Here is a 15,889-nt window from a genome sequence, read left to right as displayed (position 1 = left end):
CACTGCTCTCGACTGCCTCTTGATCGGCCTTGCCACATCTGACGGTGGTTTGTGACCGTTCTTATTAAGTCAACCTAACATGGATCGCCGCGCATTTCCATATTGCAGCCACTTTGTTGCAATCTTGTCTGATATGTGGCTTTTCTGCCAAGCGAGAGCAGCGTCATTCCCGGAAGGCGCGGTTGAAAAAGCCCAGCATCGGCTCGGCCAGATACGCGATGGGCGAGCGTTCCCCGGTCTGGATGAACGCCTCGACCGGCATGCCGGGCAGCAGCCTTTCATCGCCCAGCTTGGCCAGTTCCGTCTCATAGGGCATGATCTCGGCCGCATAATAGTTCATGCCAGTGGCTTCATCCTGCACCACATCGGCCGAAACCTTGGTCACCTGACCGAAAAGTTCGGGCGTTTTCTTCTGATCGAAGCCGGGAAAGCGCAAGGCAGCCTGCTGCCCGACATAGATGTCGTTCACATTCAGCGACTCGACACGCGCCGCCACGACAAGCGCCTGATCCTGCGGAATGATATAAAGAAGCGGATCGGCGGGGCGCACGACGGATTGTTCGGCGAAAACCTGCAGGTTGTAGACCAGACCGCTGACCGGCGCCCGGATGTCCAGCCGCGACAAGGTATCCTCCAGATCCAGCTTGCGCTCGGCCAGTTCGATCTCCCGGAATTGCAGATCGCGCAGGGTGCTGACCGCCTCTTCCCGGCGACGGGTCTCAAGCTGCAGCAGGGAAATGTCGTTGCTCGCCGCCTGCCCGCGCAGCTCGGCCATCTGTGCCTCAAGCCGCCCGATCTGCCCCAGCAGGTTGGCCTCTTCGCGCTTGAGCTCATTGACCCGCGCCACCTGCGTCAACTGGTTGGCCAGCAGTCTTTGCTGATCGCGCAATTCCTCTCCCACCAGATCGGCCTGGGTCTCCAGCGCCCGCAATTGCGCATCGATGCCGGTGATCCGCTGATCGATCTGCTTGTTCTGCTCGCGCAGCAGACGGGCCTCCTGCCGAAGCGAGTCGCGCCGGGCCTCGAACAGGGTCCGTTCGCCCTTGACCATCGCAGCGACCTCGGGGCTGGTGGCGGCCTCGGTCAGAAGCTGGTCACTGTAATTTATGGTGTCCGCACCGTCGCGTTCGGCCACAAGACGCGCCTTGCGGGCCGCGATCTCGCGCAGCTGCCCCTCGACAATCGCCAGTTCCGAGCGCTGTTTGCGCCCGTCAAGCCGGATCAGCACGTCGCCTTTCGCCACGGTGTCGCTTTCATCGACCAGGATTTCGCCCACCACGCCGCCATCGGGATGCTGCACGACCTGCCGGTTGGACTCCACGGTGACCGTCCCCGACGTCACGACCGCACCCGAGATCCGGGCCATCACACTCCAGACGCCAAGCCCCCCGACCAGCACGATCAACGCCAGCACGCCGGCCAGAACCGGCTTGGTCGCGGCCCATTTGGGGATGCTGTCCTGCCTGTCGTCGGTCAAAACGCCACCTTGTTCTTGCCTTGCAGCGATGTGCGCACAGGCTCCACATTCTTCAGCGTTTTCTGCATGACCTCGTCGCGCGGGCCAAAGGCCGTCGCCATGCCCTTTTCCACCACCATCAGCAGATCGCATTCCGCGATCGCCGCAGGCCTGTGCGTCATCACGATGACGGACCGCCCCGAGCGCTTGAACCCGCTCACCGTCCTGTTGAGCGCCTCCGAGCCTTCGGCATCCAGCATCGAATTCGGCTCATCGAGGATCAGCAGCACCGGATCGCCATAAAGCGCCCTGGCCAGCGCGATGCGCTGGCGCTGACCGCCCGAAAGCTGGTTCTCGTTGCCGTCAAGGAAGGTGTCATAGCCCTTTGGCAGCTGCATGATCATGTCATGCGCATTTGCCTGTTTGGCCGCCTTGACCACGGCTTCCGATGACGGATCACTTTCCATGCGCGCGATATTCTCGGCGACTGTGCCCTGAAACAGCGACACGGTCTGCGGCAGGTAGCCGATATGCTGGCCCAGGCGGTCGGGATTGTATTGGTCCAGCGTGGCCCCGCCAAGACGCACCTCACCAGCCGCCAGCGGCCAGTATCCCGCCAGCGCGCGCGCCAGCGTCGATTTGCCGGAGCCGCTGCGCCCGATCACGCCCAGCGCCTGCCCCGGCTTGATCTCGAAGGTGATGTTGCGCAGCGTCGGCTTGCGCTGCCCCGGCGGCACCACCGTCATCGCCTTGGCCACCAGATGCGCCTCGGGCTTGGGCAGCTCGATCAGCTTGGGCCGGGGTGGCACGGTCTGCAGATACCGGCCAAGCGATTGCCAGCCCGAACGCGCCCTTTGCAGGATCGGCCAGTTGCCCATCGCCTGCTCCACCGGCGCCAGCGCCCGGCCAAGAAGGATCGATCCCGCGATCATCGATCCCGGGGTCAGCTCGCCCTGGATCACGAAATAGGCGCCAGCGCCAAGCATCGCCGATTGCAGCAACAGCCGGAACGATTTCGTGAAGGCGGTAAAGCTTCCCGTCCAGTCATTGGAATGTACCGTCTGGTCAAGTGCTATGTTGCGCAGCCGCATGAACCGTTTGCGCATATTGCCCGCAAGCCCCTGCGACAGCACCACTTCGCTGCCTGCGCGGGCGTGATCGGCGAAGGTATGCGCCTGCTGGCTGGCCGCCTGCGATTTGCGCACCCGGTATCCGGTCAGATACTGGTTGAGCAGCGCCACCACCACGATGATCAGCCCGCCCGCAACAGCCATCCAGCCAAGGATCGGGTGAAAGATGAAGATCGCCGCGATGAAAACCGGCGTCCACGGCATGTCGAACAGCGCCAGAAGAACCGGCGACACGAAAAGCGCCTGCACCGAATCCAGATCGCGCAGCGCCGCACCCGACGCCGCATGCTCGCGCGGGTCCGAAGACCGATACAGCGTCGCCTCGAACAATCGCCCATCGAGCGCCGATTGAAACCGCGCACCCACCCGCGCCATCACCCGGCCCCTTGCATAATCCAGAACCGCCATCAGCGCATAAAGCCCCAGCACCAGAACCGACAGCGCCACAAGCGTCTCGACCGACCGCGACGCCAGCACCCGGTCATAGACCTGCAGCATGTACAAAGGCCCGGTCAGCATCAGGAGGTTGACGAAGATGGAAAACACGAAGGCCCAGAAAAACAGAACCAGTCCCTTGCGGCGCGCAGCACGCATTTCCGGAAAACCGGGCTTGGCCTGTCCTGTCATGATCCTGCACTGCTCCAGGGTCGAATGAGTATCGTCATGCTATTCTTTGCCGGAAAAACGGAAACAGTTTCTAAATATACGCTATGTTTGTTTTCATTTACGCGATTACGCCGCTGCGCGCCACCATTAACCATGTGCCGCGGCCCTTTGAGCGGAGCATGGCTTGATTTTGCGCGCGATGTGACCGAGACAGATGGGAATGACTGGTTTGAGCAGCCTTTTGCACCGCCTTGGCCTTGGCCGGCCCGGCTTTGATGCGCCCCTGGCCCCTGACCGCGCCTTCGTTGCGGTGGGCGATATCCATGGCATGCACGACCTGCTCGACGCGCTTATCGCCAAGCTCGCGACCGAGGCGCCGGACCTGCCGCTGGTCTTTGTCGGCGACTATGTCGATCGCGGCCCCGACAGCGCCGGCGTCCTGCGCCGCCTGATGGAGCTGGACCCCGATGCCACCGGCGGCGGCTGTCTTCTGGGCAATCACGAAGCGATGATGCTCGAATTTCTCGACACGCCCGACAGCGCCGGCCGCCTGTGGATGGCCAATGGCGGCGCGGAAACGCTGCGCAGCTTCGGCATCGCCGACCCCGAGGATCACCCCTTCGAGACGCTGCGCGACAGGCTCCGCGCTGCGGCGGGCGACGCCCTGCTGGATTGGCTCGCGCAGCGCCCGTTGATCTGGCAAAGCGGCAATGTCGTGGTCAGCCACGCGGGCGGCGATCCGAACCTGCCCATTGAGCCGCGCCGTGGCCATGGCCTTCTGTGGGGGCATCCTCATCTGTTCGATACACCCCGCAAGGACGGGCTATGGATGGTGCACGGTCATTTCATCCTCGATGCCCCCGTGATGAAGGCAGGCCGGATCGGCATCGATACGGGCGCCTTTCAAACCGGGCGCCTGACCGCCGCGATCATCGAACCGGGCTATGTGCGCTTCATCCACAGCTGATCGCGCTCAGGCCATTGCGGCCTGATCCGCCATCAGGAAATCCTCCAGCATTGCGTGAAACAGCCCCGGCTTTTCAAGATGCACCGCATGGGCCGTGCCGGGGATCACCGCCAGCGCCGCGTTGGGCAGACCCTTCCACAGCGTCTCGATCTGCGGCCAGCGATAGGACCTGTCGCCATCCCCCCACAGGATCAGCGTCGGCATGGTCAGGCGCTGCATCTGCTGGCGTCCGTCCCAATGGGCCATCGCATCCAGCCCCGCAAGCGCCGCCGCTTCACTGGCCTGCGCCCCGAGGCTCGAGACCACCTCGAAGCCCTTGGCATGTTCGCCCTCGCGGAACCATGTCGCCCCGATCCTGCGGACAGTATGCCCCACCCCCTCCGCGCGGATACGCTCGCGCGAGGTTTCGATCGGCTCGAACCTGTCCGGCATCAGCCCCAAGGGCCCGGTGCCATAAAGCACCAGCCTCTCGATCCGCTGCGGATGACGCGCGGCCAATTCCTGCACGATCATGCCGCCCATGGAATGCCCCAGCAGCAGGATCCGCCCCAGCCCCAGATCATCCATCAGATCGATGATCGCCTCGGCAAAGGTGCCGATCCGGTCCGCAGCCGGCAGATGGGCGGCTCCCGCGAAGCCCGGCAGATCCGGCGCGATCACGTCGAACCGCTTCGAGAACCGGGCGATCTCGGCCTGCCATTGGCGCGATCCGCCAAGATAACCGTGCACCAGCACCAGCGGCGTGCCGGACCCGGCCCGCCGATAGGTCAGACCCCGGCGGCTGGTCAGCGCATCTGTTCGGGCAGCCACAGCGCGGTCTCCGGAAATAGAATAAGGATCACGATCAGCAGCACCAGCGCCGCGATGAACGGCAAGCACCCCGAGATCACGTCCCCGATGCTCACCTTGCCGCGCCCGATCCCCTGGATCACATAGAGGTTCAACCCCACAGGCGGCGTCAGAACGGCGATCTCCATGGTGATCGTATAGACCACCCCGAACCAGATCAGGTCGAACCCGGCGGCCGCCATCAGCGGATAGATCGTCGGCAGCGTGATGAAGGTCATCGACACCGGCTCGAGGAACATGCCCAGCAGGATGTAGAAGGCCAGCACGATCATCAGCACCACGTAAGGCGACAGATCAAAGCTCAGGAACAGCTCGGTGAACTGGTGCGGCACGCGGTAATAGGTCAGCACGAAGCCAAACAGCACCCCCGCCGACAGCAAAAGCCCCAGATAGCCCATCGTCCGCATCGTCGCGAACAGCGCATCCTTGAAGCCCTGCCATGTCAGCCCCCCCACGCCGAAGGCAAGGATCACCGTCAGCAGGGCCGCAACGGCCGCCGCTTCGGTCGGGGTGGCGATACCGGCATAGATCGCAACGGTGATCACCAGCCCGATGGCCGCGATCGGCCCGATCGTGGCGGCGATCTGGATCAGGCCCATCTTGGCCGAACTTTCGTTGCCCGGAATGTCCTCGGGCCGCACGATCCCCCAGATCAGCACGACCATGCAGAACGCCGTCACGAGGATCAGGCCCGGGATCACGCCGGCAATGAACAGATCACCGATGCTCTGATCGGTCACAATGCCATAGAACAGCAGGATCAGGCTGGGGGGCAGAAGCACGCTCAGCGTGCCGCCCGCCGCCAGAACGCCGGAAGACAATTTCTTGCCATAGCCAAGCCGCAGCATCTCGGGCAGCGCCACGCCCCCGATGGTCAACGACCCCACCATCGACGAGCCGCAGACGGCGCCGAAGCCCGCGCAGGCCCCGATTGAGCCATAGGCCGCAGAGCCACGGACGCGTACCCCCTGATGCAGGAATTGATAAAGGTTCGGCCCGATCCGCGACCGGCCGATCAACTCGCCCAGGAACACGAAAAGCGGCACCGCCAGCAGGATATAATCGATCCAAACCCCCCAAAGTTTCAGCTCCGCCGACACGATCGAGGTGTCGAAACTCTGGATTTGCCACAGGAACGGCAGCGATGCGGCCGCCAGTGCGAACGGGATCGGCAGGCCAAGCCCGATCAGCAGCATCAACAGCCCCAGAAGGCCAAGTCCGACTTCATACCATTCCATCGCTCAGACCTCCTCGGCCGGGGTGCGGATCAGCTTGATGAGCCGCAATGTCGCGTAGATCGAGAACACCACCAGCGCCAACGCCCCCGGCGCCCAGAAGGCATAGCGTGGCCACAGCAGGATCTCGGAGGATGCGCCGGAATTGAACGATCGGATCGTCGCATTGACGCCCGCCAGCGAAAAGAACAGCCCCACCCCCAGCATGATCGCAAGATTGAGGATGGCCACCACCTTGCGCCCCGCCGCGGGCAGCCGGTCGGTCAGCATGGTGACCTTGGGATAGGCATCCTCGCGCATCGCATAGGCCAGCCCTGCAAAGGCCACCGGAAACAGCAACAGCGCCGTGGCTTCGGTCACCATCCGGTCCGGCGCATTCAGCGCGTAACGGGTAAAGACACCATAGCTGATCCACAGCATCTGCACGAGAACCACGATCGCACCGCCAGCCGCCAGCCAGACGACAGCGTGCTCGAACCGCGTGATCAACCGATCCAGTCCGGTCTGCATGACGACCTCCATATTTCGGGGGGGTGACGCAAGCACCGTCGGCCGGACCTCTGCCCGCCCGACGGCATGAGCGCGTCAACTCAGGGAGCGTGCTGGGCGAACAGATCGCGGATCTGACCGGCAAGCTCGGGGCCGCAGGCTTCGTCCACGGTTTCGTTCCATTTTCCCTGAACGCTGGCGATCAGCTCCATCCGCTTGTCCTGACTGATGGACACGGCAGCACCACCGCCTTTCATCACGGCATTGCCCACGCGCTGGTCAACCCAGTCCTCGTAGCGCGGCTTCAGCCATTCCTCGGTTTCCTTGGCAGCGGCCATCACGGCAGCCTGCTCGTCCGCGGTCATCGAGTCGAACTTTTCCTTGTTCATCATGTACTGGATATTGCCATAGAACAGGTTGGCGTTGACCATGTAGGGCATCACGTCCCACAGCTTCCAGCTGGAATAGGTGGCAACACCCATGTTGATCCCGTCCACGACGCCGCGCTCGGCGGACTGGAACACTTCCTTGGGCGCCACGAAGACCGGCGCGCCGCCCCAAGTCTCGATCATCATGCTGACCAGCGGTCCGATCGACCGCACCTGCTTGCCCTGCAGATCGCCCAGATCGGCGATCGCTTCCTCGAACCACCATTCCTGATCGTAGGAATAGTTCGAGTTGAACACCGGCACCAGATTGACGTTCGCCGCCTCGTCACGGACTAGATCGGCATAGGCCGCATCCATCTCGATCTGCTTTTCCAGATCCACAGCCACCGGATAAAGCGAGGTCACACGATAGCAGGGCAGACGGTCATCGGCGGGAATCCAGCTCATTTCCGACACGCCGCCCTGTACGGCGTCAACGCCCTCGGACCAGCCGTGCAGCGTGGCTGACGGGAAAATCTGCACCTCGACGCTGCCGCCGGTCTTTTCCTCGACCAGCTTGGCGAAATGGACAAAGCCGTCATAGCGGATATCGGCCTCGTTCACATAGGTGGACAGGCGGATCGTCGTCTCGGCCAGTGCGGGCACCGTCGCCGCAACGCTCAGGGCCGTGGCCGATGCAAGGCATTTCCAGGTAAGTGTCATGTCGTTCTCCTTGTTGTGTGCGATGCGGAACCGTTCATGCGGTCCTCGTCGTTTTATCCTCATGCTGGTGCAATGCCTCGGCAGCAGGGGATTATGACTTGAATGCTAGGTCAGGGTGACACGTATTGGCCAATTCAAACATATCATCAAACCATTCCGATCTTGCATGATTTTGCCCCATGGCGCATCCTTACCGGAAATTTCTGGGAAAGCGTCATGGATATCAATTGGTTGCGGGATTTCGTCTGTCTTGGCCGCACGCTCAACTTCACCCGCGCCGCCGAGGAACGCAATATCACCCAATCCGCGTTCAGCCGCCGGATCAAATCTCTGGAAAACTGGATCGGCGTGCCGCTGATCGACCGGGCCACCTATCCCGTGCGCCTGTCCGAGGCCGGGCAGCAGTTCCTGCCCGTGGCGCAGGCCACCGTGGCCGAGATCACCGACGCCCGACAGGCGATCCGCGAACAGGCGCGCGGCAATGCCACGTTTCAGCGTTTCGCAGCCCTGCACGCCATTTCCGTCAATTTCCTGCAACCCCGCATGGCCGCCTTCGAGCGCCAGTATCCCGAAGTTCGGACCCGTGTGATTTCCGACAGCCTGACCGCCTGTTGCCAGCTTCTCAACGAGGGCGGCTGCGAGTTTCTTCTCTATTACCGTCATCAGGACGTCTCGCCGATCCTCGACGAGACCCGGTTCGTGCGCAAGGATATCTGCGAGGAACGCCTGATCCCCGTGGCCCAGCACGCCGCCGCCTCTCGGTTCGGCTGGGCCTTGCCCGGCACGCCGGGCCGCGCCGTGCCCTATCTCAGCTATGATCCCAACACCTTTCTGGGCACCGTCGTGGATCAGACCATCGGCAGCCGCAAGACCGCGCTCGATGTGCGCTACATGGATGCTCTGGCCGAAGCGCTCAAGCGCCGCACCCTGGCCGGGGCCGGTGTCGCGTGGCTGCCCGAATTCTCGATCCGCTCGGAACTGGACAGCGGCGATCTGGTCCGGATGGGCGGGCGCGACTGGACGGCGACGATGACCATTTCGCTCTTCTGCTCGCCCGAACGGCTGGACAAGATGGGTCAGATGATCTGGGATCAGTTCTAAAGCGTTTCGCGAAATGCAGTGCTCCGTTCATGCGTTGTACGCGGTCCGCCTGTCGCTGATGCCTCAGGGTAAAGGCGGAACGCTTTGACAGCCACCCACCCTTCAGCCTGCCAACACCGCGCCGATCACCAGATACGCCCCCGTCACGATCAACAATCCGTGGATCAGCTTCATGAAGCCCGCCGGATTGAGCCTGCGAAACAAGAGCTGTCCGATCACCACCCCCGCCCCCGTTGCCGGTGACAGGAACAGCGCCGCCTTGAGCACCTCCAGCGACGAAGACCCCACCACGATCTGCAAAATCAGGCTGATCGAATAGGTCACCAGAAAACACACAAGCGTCGTGCTGCGCAGGACGCTCGGCGTCAGGGTGGTGCCCGCGAAATACACCATCAAGGGCGGCCCCGGCATTCCCAGCCCGGCGGTCAGCGCTCCGGAAAAGCCGCCCGTCATCAGGTCGCGCCGGCGGCTCCGGGTGAAGCGCAGCTTGCGCAGCACCAGCACGCTGAACACCAGCAGCAGCACGCCGATCGCTGCGCGCAACTGATCGGGATTGGCATAGACATAGATCGCGATGCCCACCGGCGCCCCCATCAGACTGCCCAGCATCAGCCGTCCCAGAAGCGGCCGGTCCACATCCGCCACCAGCTTGGGCATCAGAACCAGCGAAATCAGGATCGAAAGCGCGATGTTGATCTGGATCGCGTCCGCCGTGTCATAGACCAGCAGCAGGAACGGCGTCGCCAACACAGAAAAGCCAAACCCCGTGCAGGCGTGAAGGATGGCCGCCAGCATCACGATGGCGCTTGCCGCGATCAGTTCCATGAGTGTCGTCCACCTGCCCGAAGATCGCCCTGACCAAGGGCCGTCAACTCGTCATTCGCACCGGGCGCCGCCCTGCCCCGTCAGACCCCGTCGCTGTCGCTCACCAGCTGCGACAGATCCGCCGCAGCCTCGCGCATCGGCTCCAGAAAGCCAAGCGCCCGCTCGATATCGAAGCGTTGCGTCGGCGCGTGAAACGACAGCGTCGCCATCAGCCGTCCATTCACATCGAGGATCGGCACCGCAAGCGCGATCATGTCCTCCATGAACTCCTCGCGGTCGAGAGCATAGCCATTGCGGCGCACCTGCCGGATCTCGTCGATCAGCGCCCCGGGATCGGTCATGGTGTTCGGCGTGCGCCCGAGCAGATCCGTGGCGGCAAGGTATTTCTTCAGATGGTTGCCCGCCAGCGAGCTCAGATACATCTTGCCGCTGGCCGTGCAATAGAACGGCACTCTCGTGCCGATGGGCAACTGGATGCGCAGCGGCCATTCGGTCTCGATCCGCTCAAGATAGGTCATCGCGTCCCGCTCCGGCAGCGCGATGTTGCAGGTCTCGCCGATCTCCCGGCTCAGCCGGGTCAGGATCGCCTGCCGTGCCGTCCGGATGCGCAGCGAGGACAGGATGCCTCCCGCCATGATGCGCAGCCTTGGTCCGGGCGAATAGGTCCGCCCGTCCATGTCACGTTGCAGGAACCCCTCCTCTTCCAGCGTATGGAACAGGCGATGGATGGTCGGCTTCGGCAATCCGATCTCGTGGTTCACATCCGTCGGTGTCACCGGAACCCCGGCTTTCGCGATCTGTTCGATCACCATCAACAACCTCAGGTTCGTCGGGATCGTCTCCGATTTGCCGTCGTCACCATCCATCTACGCAACATCCTCATCTATGCGGGATCAGCGCCGTCGAAAGAACCGGCACCATCGCCACCACCATCCAGACCGCAATCAGAGCGACCAGATAAAGGAGGGTGTAGCGCAAAAGCCGGAAATAGGGAACGCCGGTGACACCTGACGCCACATAGAGGTTCAGACCATAGGGCGGCGTGATGAATCCGATGGACGCGCCCACAAGGAAGACGACCGCGAATTGCACCGGCTCGATCCCCACCGAATGCGCGATCGGCGCCAGAATGGGGGCCAGAATGATCGTCACCGGCAGGCTTTCCAGAACCATCCCCGCGACAAAGACAATCGCCATCGAGGTGAAGAGAACCGCGTAATAGCCGCCCATCGATGTGACGAAATTGCCGATGATCTCCTGTGCGCCCAGCACCGACAGCATCTGCTGCATCACCACCGACACCGCGATCAGCGGCGCAAGGATGCCGGTGATCTGCGCCGAGCGCATGGTGATCGACGGCAATTCAAGCGGGCTGAACCCCTGAACCACCAACATCGACCCGATGGATTTCTCCGAGATATCCGCGTCCTTGCGCCCGCCCATCACCTTGTGCAACGGAAGACACAGGAAGCCCACGATCACACAGAAGCCCACGGTGACGCCCGCGGCCTCGGTCGGGGAAAACTTGCCGGTATAGATGCCCCACAGCACAAGGCCGATGGCGAAAAAGCCCAGCCATGCGCCCACCGCCGTCTTGATGACCCGCATCGGGCTCAGCTTGATCAGGAACCCCCAGCCGTTCTTCCAGCAGACCAGGAAACAGGCAATCATCATCCCGCCGACCATCATGGCGCCGGGAATGATGCCCGCAACGAACAGGTCCGAGATCGGGAGGTTGAGCAGGAACCCGTAGACGATGAAGATGATGGAAGGCGGGATGATGATGCCCACCGTGCCGCCGGCGGCGGCCGTGGCGGCCGAGAAGCGTTCGTCATAGCCTCCCTTGACCATTTCGGGGTGCAGCATCGAGCCGATCGTCGCCGTGGTCGCCGAATTCGACCCCGAGATCGCGGCAAAGAGACCACAGGCGCCCAGCGATGCCATCGCCAGACCGCCCCGGATCCAGCCCAGGCAGGAATAGGCGAAATCGCTCAGCCTCCGGGCAATCCCCGACCGGTTGATCAGATCGCCGGTCAGGATGAACAGCGGCATCGCCAGCAGCGCGAAGCCGTCGGTGAACACATCCGCGAGCGCGGCGCCGATATTGTCCAGCGGCATCGACAACAGAAAGGACATGCCCAGCACCCAGTAGCCGATCACCAGAAAGACCGGGACGCCCAGCATGAACAGGAATGTCACACCGACTGAAATGAGCGTGATGATGGTTCCGTCGGTCATGTCAGTCGCCTCCGATGACGGCTTGCTGGATCAGGGTCTCGCCGGACCGGAAATTGGCGATGTCCGTCAGCAGGTTTTCAAGCACACGGGCCACCAGCACCGTGAAGGCCAGCGGCACCGAAATCAGGAACCACCACTGCATCACATTGTCGGTGCCCAGCATGATCTGGAAATTCGACGCCGAATTGGCCACCACACGGGTCGAGGTGACGACCACCACCCATGAAAAGCCGATCCACAGCAGCGCATCCATGACGAGACAGGCCATTTGTCCCGCGCGCGGCATGGCGTTGCGGAACTCGGCAAAGGCCAGATGCGTGCGCAGCTTGACGTTATAGCTGCACCCGAACCACGTCATGATGAGAAACAGGAACGGCGGGATCGTCGTCGACCACGGCGCCTGCTCGGACAGCACGAAGCGGCGGAACACCTCGACAAAGATGATGCCCCCGATCGCCAGATACGAGACCACCATGATCGTGGATTCAAAATTGCGCTCGAACCAGCCGCTGACCCTGTAAAGCACAAGGAACACGATCGACACGGTCAGCATCGCGATCAACCCCAGCGGCCAGACCGCAGGTTGCTGCATCGCGCTGCTCAACATCCAGGAATCGCCTGAAGCAACGGCACTCAGGATCTCTCCCGTGCCTTGGAACCAACCGGTCATTCCCCATTCCTCCCTTTGGGTCGCCCGTATGTGATCTTGACCGACCGTGGCCTCTTGCAGCCTCGGTCGGGTGTCCGGGCCGCGTCCTGCGCGGCCCGGTGTCTTGTCAGCCCCGGATCAGGCCGAGCGCCACCAGCGGCGCGGCTCGACATTTTCCGGCAGCGTGTCGACCGGGATCTGCCGTGCGACGTCATAGATACCCTGATAGGTGTCCAGACCGCCCGACCAGTTGTTCAGACGCTCGCGCCACTGTGCCCAAGGCTCGGGGTTGAACTCGGGCGAGCACATTTCCTCGGCCATGCGGATCTGATCCTCGGCAAGGAAAGCCGGACGCACGTTGTTCTCGGCAAAGATCGTGCCGGGCAGCTGCGGATCGCTGAAGCCCACGGTCTTGACCAGCGCGGCCTCGTTGGCGGCCTGCACATGCACCTGCGCCAGATAGGCCGACTCCATGATCGCATCCTGCAGATGCGGCTCCATCGCGTCGAACACCTTGGCCGACATAGACGTGTGCTCGGTGCCGCAGAAGAACTTCAGATCCACCGACTGACTCACGACCGGCGCCATGTTGGCATAGGCCACAGCCGATGCCCATGTCTCGGCCCCGTCGATCAGACCCTGCTTCAGACCATCGAGCGTCTCTTCCCATGCCACCGGCACCGGGTTGAGGTTCAGAAGCTGCATGGCGATCCGGCCAAGCTGCGTGCCCGTCACCCGGTTCTTGGTGCCGAACAGCTCTTCCAGCTTGGTCACCGTGGGCTTGTCGGCAAAGGACTGGCCCAGCTGGATGCCGCGCAATTCGCAATGGCTGAATAGGAACTTCAGACCGTGCCGCTTTTCCAGCGGCTCGCGCAGCAGCGCCATCGATTCCGGGCTGTAGAGGAAGTAATACTGCGCCGCCCGGCTCGGGAACATATAGGCATAGTCCAGCACGTTCAGATACGGCGCGCCACCGGCCGAGTTCTGGGTCGATGCGGAGTACATGTCCACCACGCCCAGCTGGGTTTTCTCGACGCAGTTCAGCTGACCGCAGATCTGGTTGTCGCCGATGAACTCGACGCGGATCTCGCCTTCGGTCCGCTCTTCCAGATCGCGGGCGAATTCCAGAACGCCAGCGCGCTCGATCAACAGGTTGCGCGCGTTGAACCCGGACGCGCCCAGCTTGAGCGTGTGCTTGGGCTCCTTGGCGAAGCGCTTCTCATACGAGCTTTCTGCCGCCCGGGCGAGCGACGTCAGGCTGACCGTGCCGGTCAGTGCGCCCGCGCCCAGAAGAACGGATGACAGGCCGAACTGACCCGACAGACGAAACAGATCCCGACGGGAAATCCCGCTCAGGGCTTTGGATACTTTCATGATCTCCTCCCAGAGTTTTGCAATTTTGATACTTGCAGTCTCAATATTGGTAGATTTATGTTCGATCTGGCAAGGAAAATTTTTCCTCAGTACGCGACTTGGAGGAGGGGGAGCGGAAATGTCGGAGATTTCAGCGGATTACGTCATCGTCGGAGCAGGCTCTGCCGGATGCGTTCTGGCGAATCGTTTGTCGGCCGACCCGTCGATCAAGGTTGTCCTTCTCGAGGCCGGTGGCCGCGACTGGAACCCGTGGATCCACATCCCCGTCGGCTACTTCAAGACCATGCACAACCCGTCGGTCGACTGGTGCTATCGCACCGAACCCGATCCCGGCCTCAATGGCCGACAGCTCGACTGGCCGCGCGGCAAGGTGCTCGGCGGCTCGTCCTCGCTCAATGGCCTGCTCTATGTGCGCGGCCAGCCTCAGGACTATGACCGCTGGCAGCAGATGGGCAATCCCGGCTGGGGCTGGGACGATGTGCTCCCACTCTTCAAACGCTCCGAAAATCAGGAACGCGGCGCCGACGAGTTCCATGGCGAAGATGGCCCGCTTTCGGTCTCCAACATGCGCCTGCAACGTCCGATCTGCGATGCCTGGGTCGCCGCCGCACAAGATGCAGGCTACCCGTTCAACCCCGATTACAACGGCGCCACCCAGGAAGGCGTGGGGTATTTCCAGCTGACCGCGCGCAACGGCCGGCGCTGCTCCAGCGCCGTGGCCTTTCTCAATCCGGCGCGCTCGCGGCCCAACCTCAGGATCGTGACCCATGCTCAGGCCAGCCGCATCACCTTCGAGGGGCGCCGCGCCACCGGCGTCGCCTATCGCGACCGTTCGGGCGCCGAGCATGTCGTCAAGGCGGGGGCCGAGGTGATCCTCTCCTCCGGCGCGATCGGCTCTCCGCAACTGCTCATGGTCTCCGGTCTGGGCGAGGCGGCACAGCTGCAGGAGCACGGCATCGAGGTGCTGCGCGACATGCCTGCCGTGGGCAAGAACATGCAGGACCACCTGCAGGCGCGTCTGGTCTTCAAATGCAACGAACCGACGCTGAACGACGAGGTGCGCAGCCTCTACAATCAGGCGCGCATCGCCCTCAAATACGCGATGTTCCGCGCCGGTCCCATGGCGATGGCCGCCAGCCTTGCCACCGGCTTCATGCGCACCGGCGACCATGTGGACACCCCCGACATCCAGTTCCATGTGCAGCCCTGGTCCGCCGACAGCCCCGGCGAAGGCGTCCACCCGTTCTCGGCCTTTACCATGTCGGTCTGTCAGCTGCGCCCCGAAAGCCGTGGGGAAATCCGGCTGGCCTCGTCGGATGCCGCCGTCTACCCGCGCATCCATCCCAATTACCTGTCCACCGAAACCGATTGCCGCACCATCGTCGAAGGCATAAGGATTGCCCGCAAGATCGCCCGGCACGAACCGCTCAGCCACAAGATATCCGAAGAATTCCGCCCCGACAGCTCGCTGGATCCGGACGATTACGACGGGATGCTCGACTGGGCGCGCAACTACTCCACCACGATCTATCACCCGACCGGCACCTGCAAGATGGGGCCATCGGGGGATGCCGTCGTGGATGCGCGGCTGCGCGTGCACGGCATTGCCGGGCTGCGGGTCGCCGATTGCTCCATCATGCCCGAGATCGTCTCGGGCAATACCAACGCCCCGGCGATCATGATCGGCGAGAAAGCCTCGGACATGATCCTCGAAGACCGCAAGCAAGGCGCGCTGCAAGGCACCGCCTGACCATTTCAGAAAACGCGCAAAAGGACTGAAAACCATGAAGATGACGACCGAAGAGGCCTTTGTCAAAACCCTTCAACGCCACGGGATCGAGCATGCGTTCGGGATCATCGGGTCGGCGATGATGCCGAT

At 62.8% G+C, this 15,889-nt stretch carries 14 protein-coding genes; 3 read left to right on the top strand and 11 right to left on the bottom strand.

Going from position 1 to position 15,889, the window contains the following annotated elements:
* Window positions 1-163 precede the first annotated feature (163 nt).
* Together F3H35_RS16145 and F3H35_RS16140 are read right to left on the bottom strand one after the other, a co-directional pair.
* On the bottom strand, window positions 164-1,477 hold the full coding sequence (locus tag F3H35_RS16145) for an HlyD family type I secretion periplasmic adaptor subunit (protein WP_149780581.1): 1,314 nt from the start codon (window positions 1,475-1,477) through the stop codon (window positions 164-166).
* On the bottom strand, window positions 1,474-3,213 hold the full coding sequence (locus tag F3H35_RS16140; protein WP_149780580.1) for a type I secretion system permease/ATPase: 1,740 nt from the start codon (window positions 3,211-3,213) through the stop codon (window positions 1,474-1,476). Before F3H35_RS16140 ends, F3H35_RS16145 begins: the two co-directional genes overlap by 4 nt.
* A gap of 199 nt (window positions 3,214-3,412) precedes the next feature.
* On the opposite strand from F3H35_RS16140, the gene F3H35_RS16135 reads away from it, so the two are divergent.
* Entirely contained in the window at window positions 3,413-4,159 is a 747-nt protein-coding gene (locus F3H35_RS16135; RefSeq protein WP_149780579.1) for a metallophosphoesterase, read from the top strand.
* Between the two features lie 6 nt (window positions 4,160-4,165).
* Here F3H35_RS16135 and F3H35_RS16130 read toward each other — a convergent pair whose 3' ends face one another.
* The 4 genes from F3H35_RS16130 to dctP all read right to left on the bottom strand — a co-directional run bounded on the left by F3H35_RS16130 (window position 4,166) and on the right by dctP (window position 7,823).
* Window positions 4,166-4,969 carry an alpha/beta fold hydrolase gene (locus tag F3H35_RS16130; protein WP_149780578.1) on the bottom strand — a complete coding sequence of 268 codons (804 nt, stop codon included), beginning with the start codon at window positions 4,967-4,969 and terminating at the stop codon, window positions 4,166-4,168.
* A complete protein-coding gene (locus F3H35_RS16125; protein WP_149780577.1) occupies window positions 4,945-6,246 on the bottom strand; it encodes a TRAP transporter large permease in 1,302 nt (433 codons plus the stop codon). The genes F3H35_RS16130 and F3H35_RS16125 overlap by 25 nt, the downstream gene beginning before the upstream one ends.
* A 3-nt stretch (window positions 6,247-6,249) precedes the next feature.
* On the bottom strand, window positions 6,250-6,753 hold the full coding sequence (locus F3H35_RS16120; RefSeq protein WP_149780576.1) for a TRAP transporter small permease: 504 nt from the start codon (window positions 6,751-6,753) through the stop codon (window positions 6,250-6,252).
* Between the two features lie 80 nt (window positions 6,754-6,833).
* On the bottom strand, window positions 6,834-7,823 hold the full coding sequence (gene dctP, locus F3H35_RS16115) for a TRAP transporter substrate-binding protein DctP (RefSeq protein ID WP_149780575.1): 990 nt from the start codon (window positions 7,821-7,823) through the stop codon (window positions 6,834-6,836).
* A 216-nt stretch (window positions 7,824-8,039) separates the two neighbouring features.
* On the opposite strand from dctP, the gene F3H35_RS16110 reads away from it, so the two are divergent.
* On the top strand, window positions 8,040-8,924 hold the full coding sequence (locus F3H35_RS16110) for a LysR family transcriptional regulator (protein ID WP_149780574.1): 885 nt from the start codon (window positions 8,040-8,042) through the stop codon (window positions 8,922-8,924).
* Window positions 8,925-9,026: 102 nt separating this feature from the next.
* On the opposite strand, the gene F3H35_RS16105 is transcribed toward F3H35_RS16110, so the two are convergent.
* The 5 genes from F3H35_RS16105 to F3H35_RS16085 all read right to left on the bottom strand — a co-directional run bounded on the left by F3H35_RS16105 (window position 9,027) and on the right by F3H35_RS16085 (window position 14,010).
* Window positions 9,027-9,749 (bottom strand): sulfite exporter TauE/SafE family protein, encoded by a 723-nt coding sequence (locus tag F3H35_RS16105; protein WP_149780573.1) that lies wholly within the window; start codon window positions 9,747-9,749, stop codon window positions 9,027-9,029.
* 80 nt (window positions 9,750-9,829) lie between these two features.
* The gene (locus F3H35_RS16100) at window positions 9,830-10,615 is read right to left on the bottom strand and encodes an IclR family transcriptional regulator (RefSeq protein ID WP_149780572.1); all 786 of its coding nucleotides are present in this window, start codon (window positions 10,613-10,615) and stop codon (window positions 9,830-9,832) included.
* Between the two features lie 13 nt (window positions 10,616-10,628).
* Window positions 10,629-11,987 (bottom strand): TRAP transporter large permease, encoded by a 1,359-nt coding sequence (locus F3H35_RS16095; protein ID WP_149780571.1) that lies wholly within the window; start codon window positions 11,985-11,987, stop codon window positions 10,629-10,631.
* Window position 11,988: 1 nt separating this feature from the next.
* Window positions 11,989-12,657: a TRAP transporter small permease gene (locus F3H35_RS16090; protein ID WP_149780570.1), complete on the bottom strand. Its 669-nt coding sequence runs from the start codon at window positions 12,655-12,657 to the stop codon at window positions 11,989-11,991.
* Between the two features lie 117 nt (window positions 12,658-12,774).
* Complete coding sequence (locus F3H35_RS16085) at window positions 12,775-14,010, bottom strand: TRAP transporter substrate-binding protein (RefSeq protein WP_007811220.1); 1,236 nt, start codon at window positions 14,008-14,010, stop codon at window positions 12,775-12,777.
* Between the two features lie 118 nt (window positions 14,011-14,128).
* Between F3H35_RS16085 and F3H35_RS16080 the strand changes: the two genes are divergently transcribed.
* Window positions 14,129-15,760: a GMC family oxidoreductase gene (locus F3H35_RS16080; RefSeq protein ID WP_149780569.1), complete on the top strand. Its 1,632-nt coding sequence runs from the start codon at window positions 14,129-14,131 to the stop codon at window positions 15,758-15,760.
* Window positions 15,761-15,889: the final 129 nt, after the last annotated feature.

The organism is Roseovarius litoreus (assembly GCF_900142765.1).
GTDB classification, from domain to species: domain Bacteria; phylum Pseudomonadota; class Alphaproteobacteria; order Rhodobacterales; family Rhodobacteraceae; genus Roseovarius; species Roseovarius litoreus.
The sequence above is the reverse complement of the archived record's forward strand: the minus strand, read 5'-3'. Positions and strand labels throughout refer to the sequence as shown.

Coding starts and splice junctions, on each gene's coding strand:
- F3H35_RS16140 (WP_149780580.1), bottom strand. CDS start 3,213: ATGACAGGACAGGCCAAGCCCGGTTTTCCGGAAATGCGTGCTGCGCGC.
- F3H35_RS16135 (WP_149780579.1), top strand. CDS start 3,413: ATGACTGGTTTGAGCAGCCTTTTGCACCGCCTTGGCCTTGGCCGGCCC.
- F3H35_RS16125 (WP_149780577.1), bottom strand. CDS start 6,246: ATGGAATGGTATGAAGTCGGACTTGGCCTTCTGGGGCTGTTGATGCTG.
- F3H35_RS16120 (WP_149780576.1), bottom strand. CDS start 6,753: ATGCAGACCGGACTGGATCGGTTGATCACGCGGTTCGAGCACGCTGTC.
- dctP (WP_149780575.1), bottom strand. CDS start 7,823: ATGACACTTACCTGGAAATGCCTTGCATCGGCCACGGCCCTGAGCGTT.
- F3H35_RS16110 (WP_149780574.1), top strand. CDS start 8,040: ATGGATATCAATTGGTTGCGGGATTTCGTCTGTCTTGGCCGCACGCTC.
- F3H35_RS16105 (WP_149780573.1), bottom strand. CDS start 9,749: ATGGAACTGATCGCGGCAAGCGCCATCGTGATGCTGGCGGCCATCCTT.
- F3H35_RS16100 (WP_149780572.1), bottom strand. CDS start 10,615: ATGGATGGTGACGACGGCAAATCGGAGACGATCCCGACGAACCTGAGG.
- F3H35_RS16095 (WP_149780571.1), bottom strand. CDS start 11,987: ATGACCGACGGAACCATCATCACGCTCATTTCAGTCGGTGTGACATTC.
- F3H35_RS16090 (WP_149780570.1), bottom strand. CDS start 12,657: ATGACCGGTTGGTTCCAAGGCACGGGAGAGATCCTGAGTGCCGTTGCT.
- F3H35_RS16085 (WP_007811220.1), bottom strand. CDS start 14,010: ATGAAAGTATCCAAAGCCCTGAGCGGGATTTCCCGTCGGGATCTGTTT.
- F3H35_RS16080 (WP_149780569.1), top strand. CDS start 14,129: ATGTCGGAGATTTCAGCGGATTACGTCATCGTCGGAGCAGGCTCTGCC.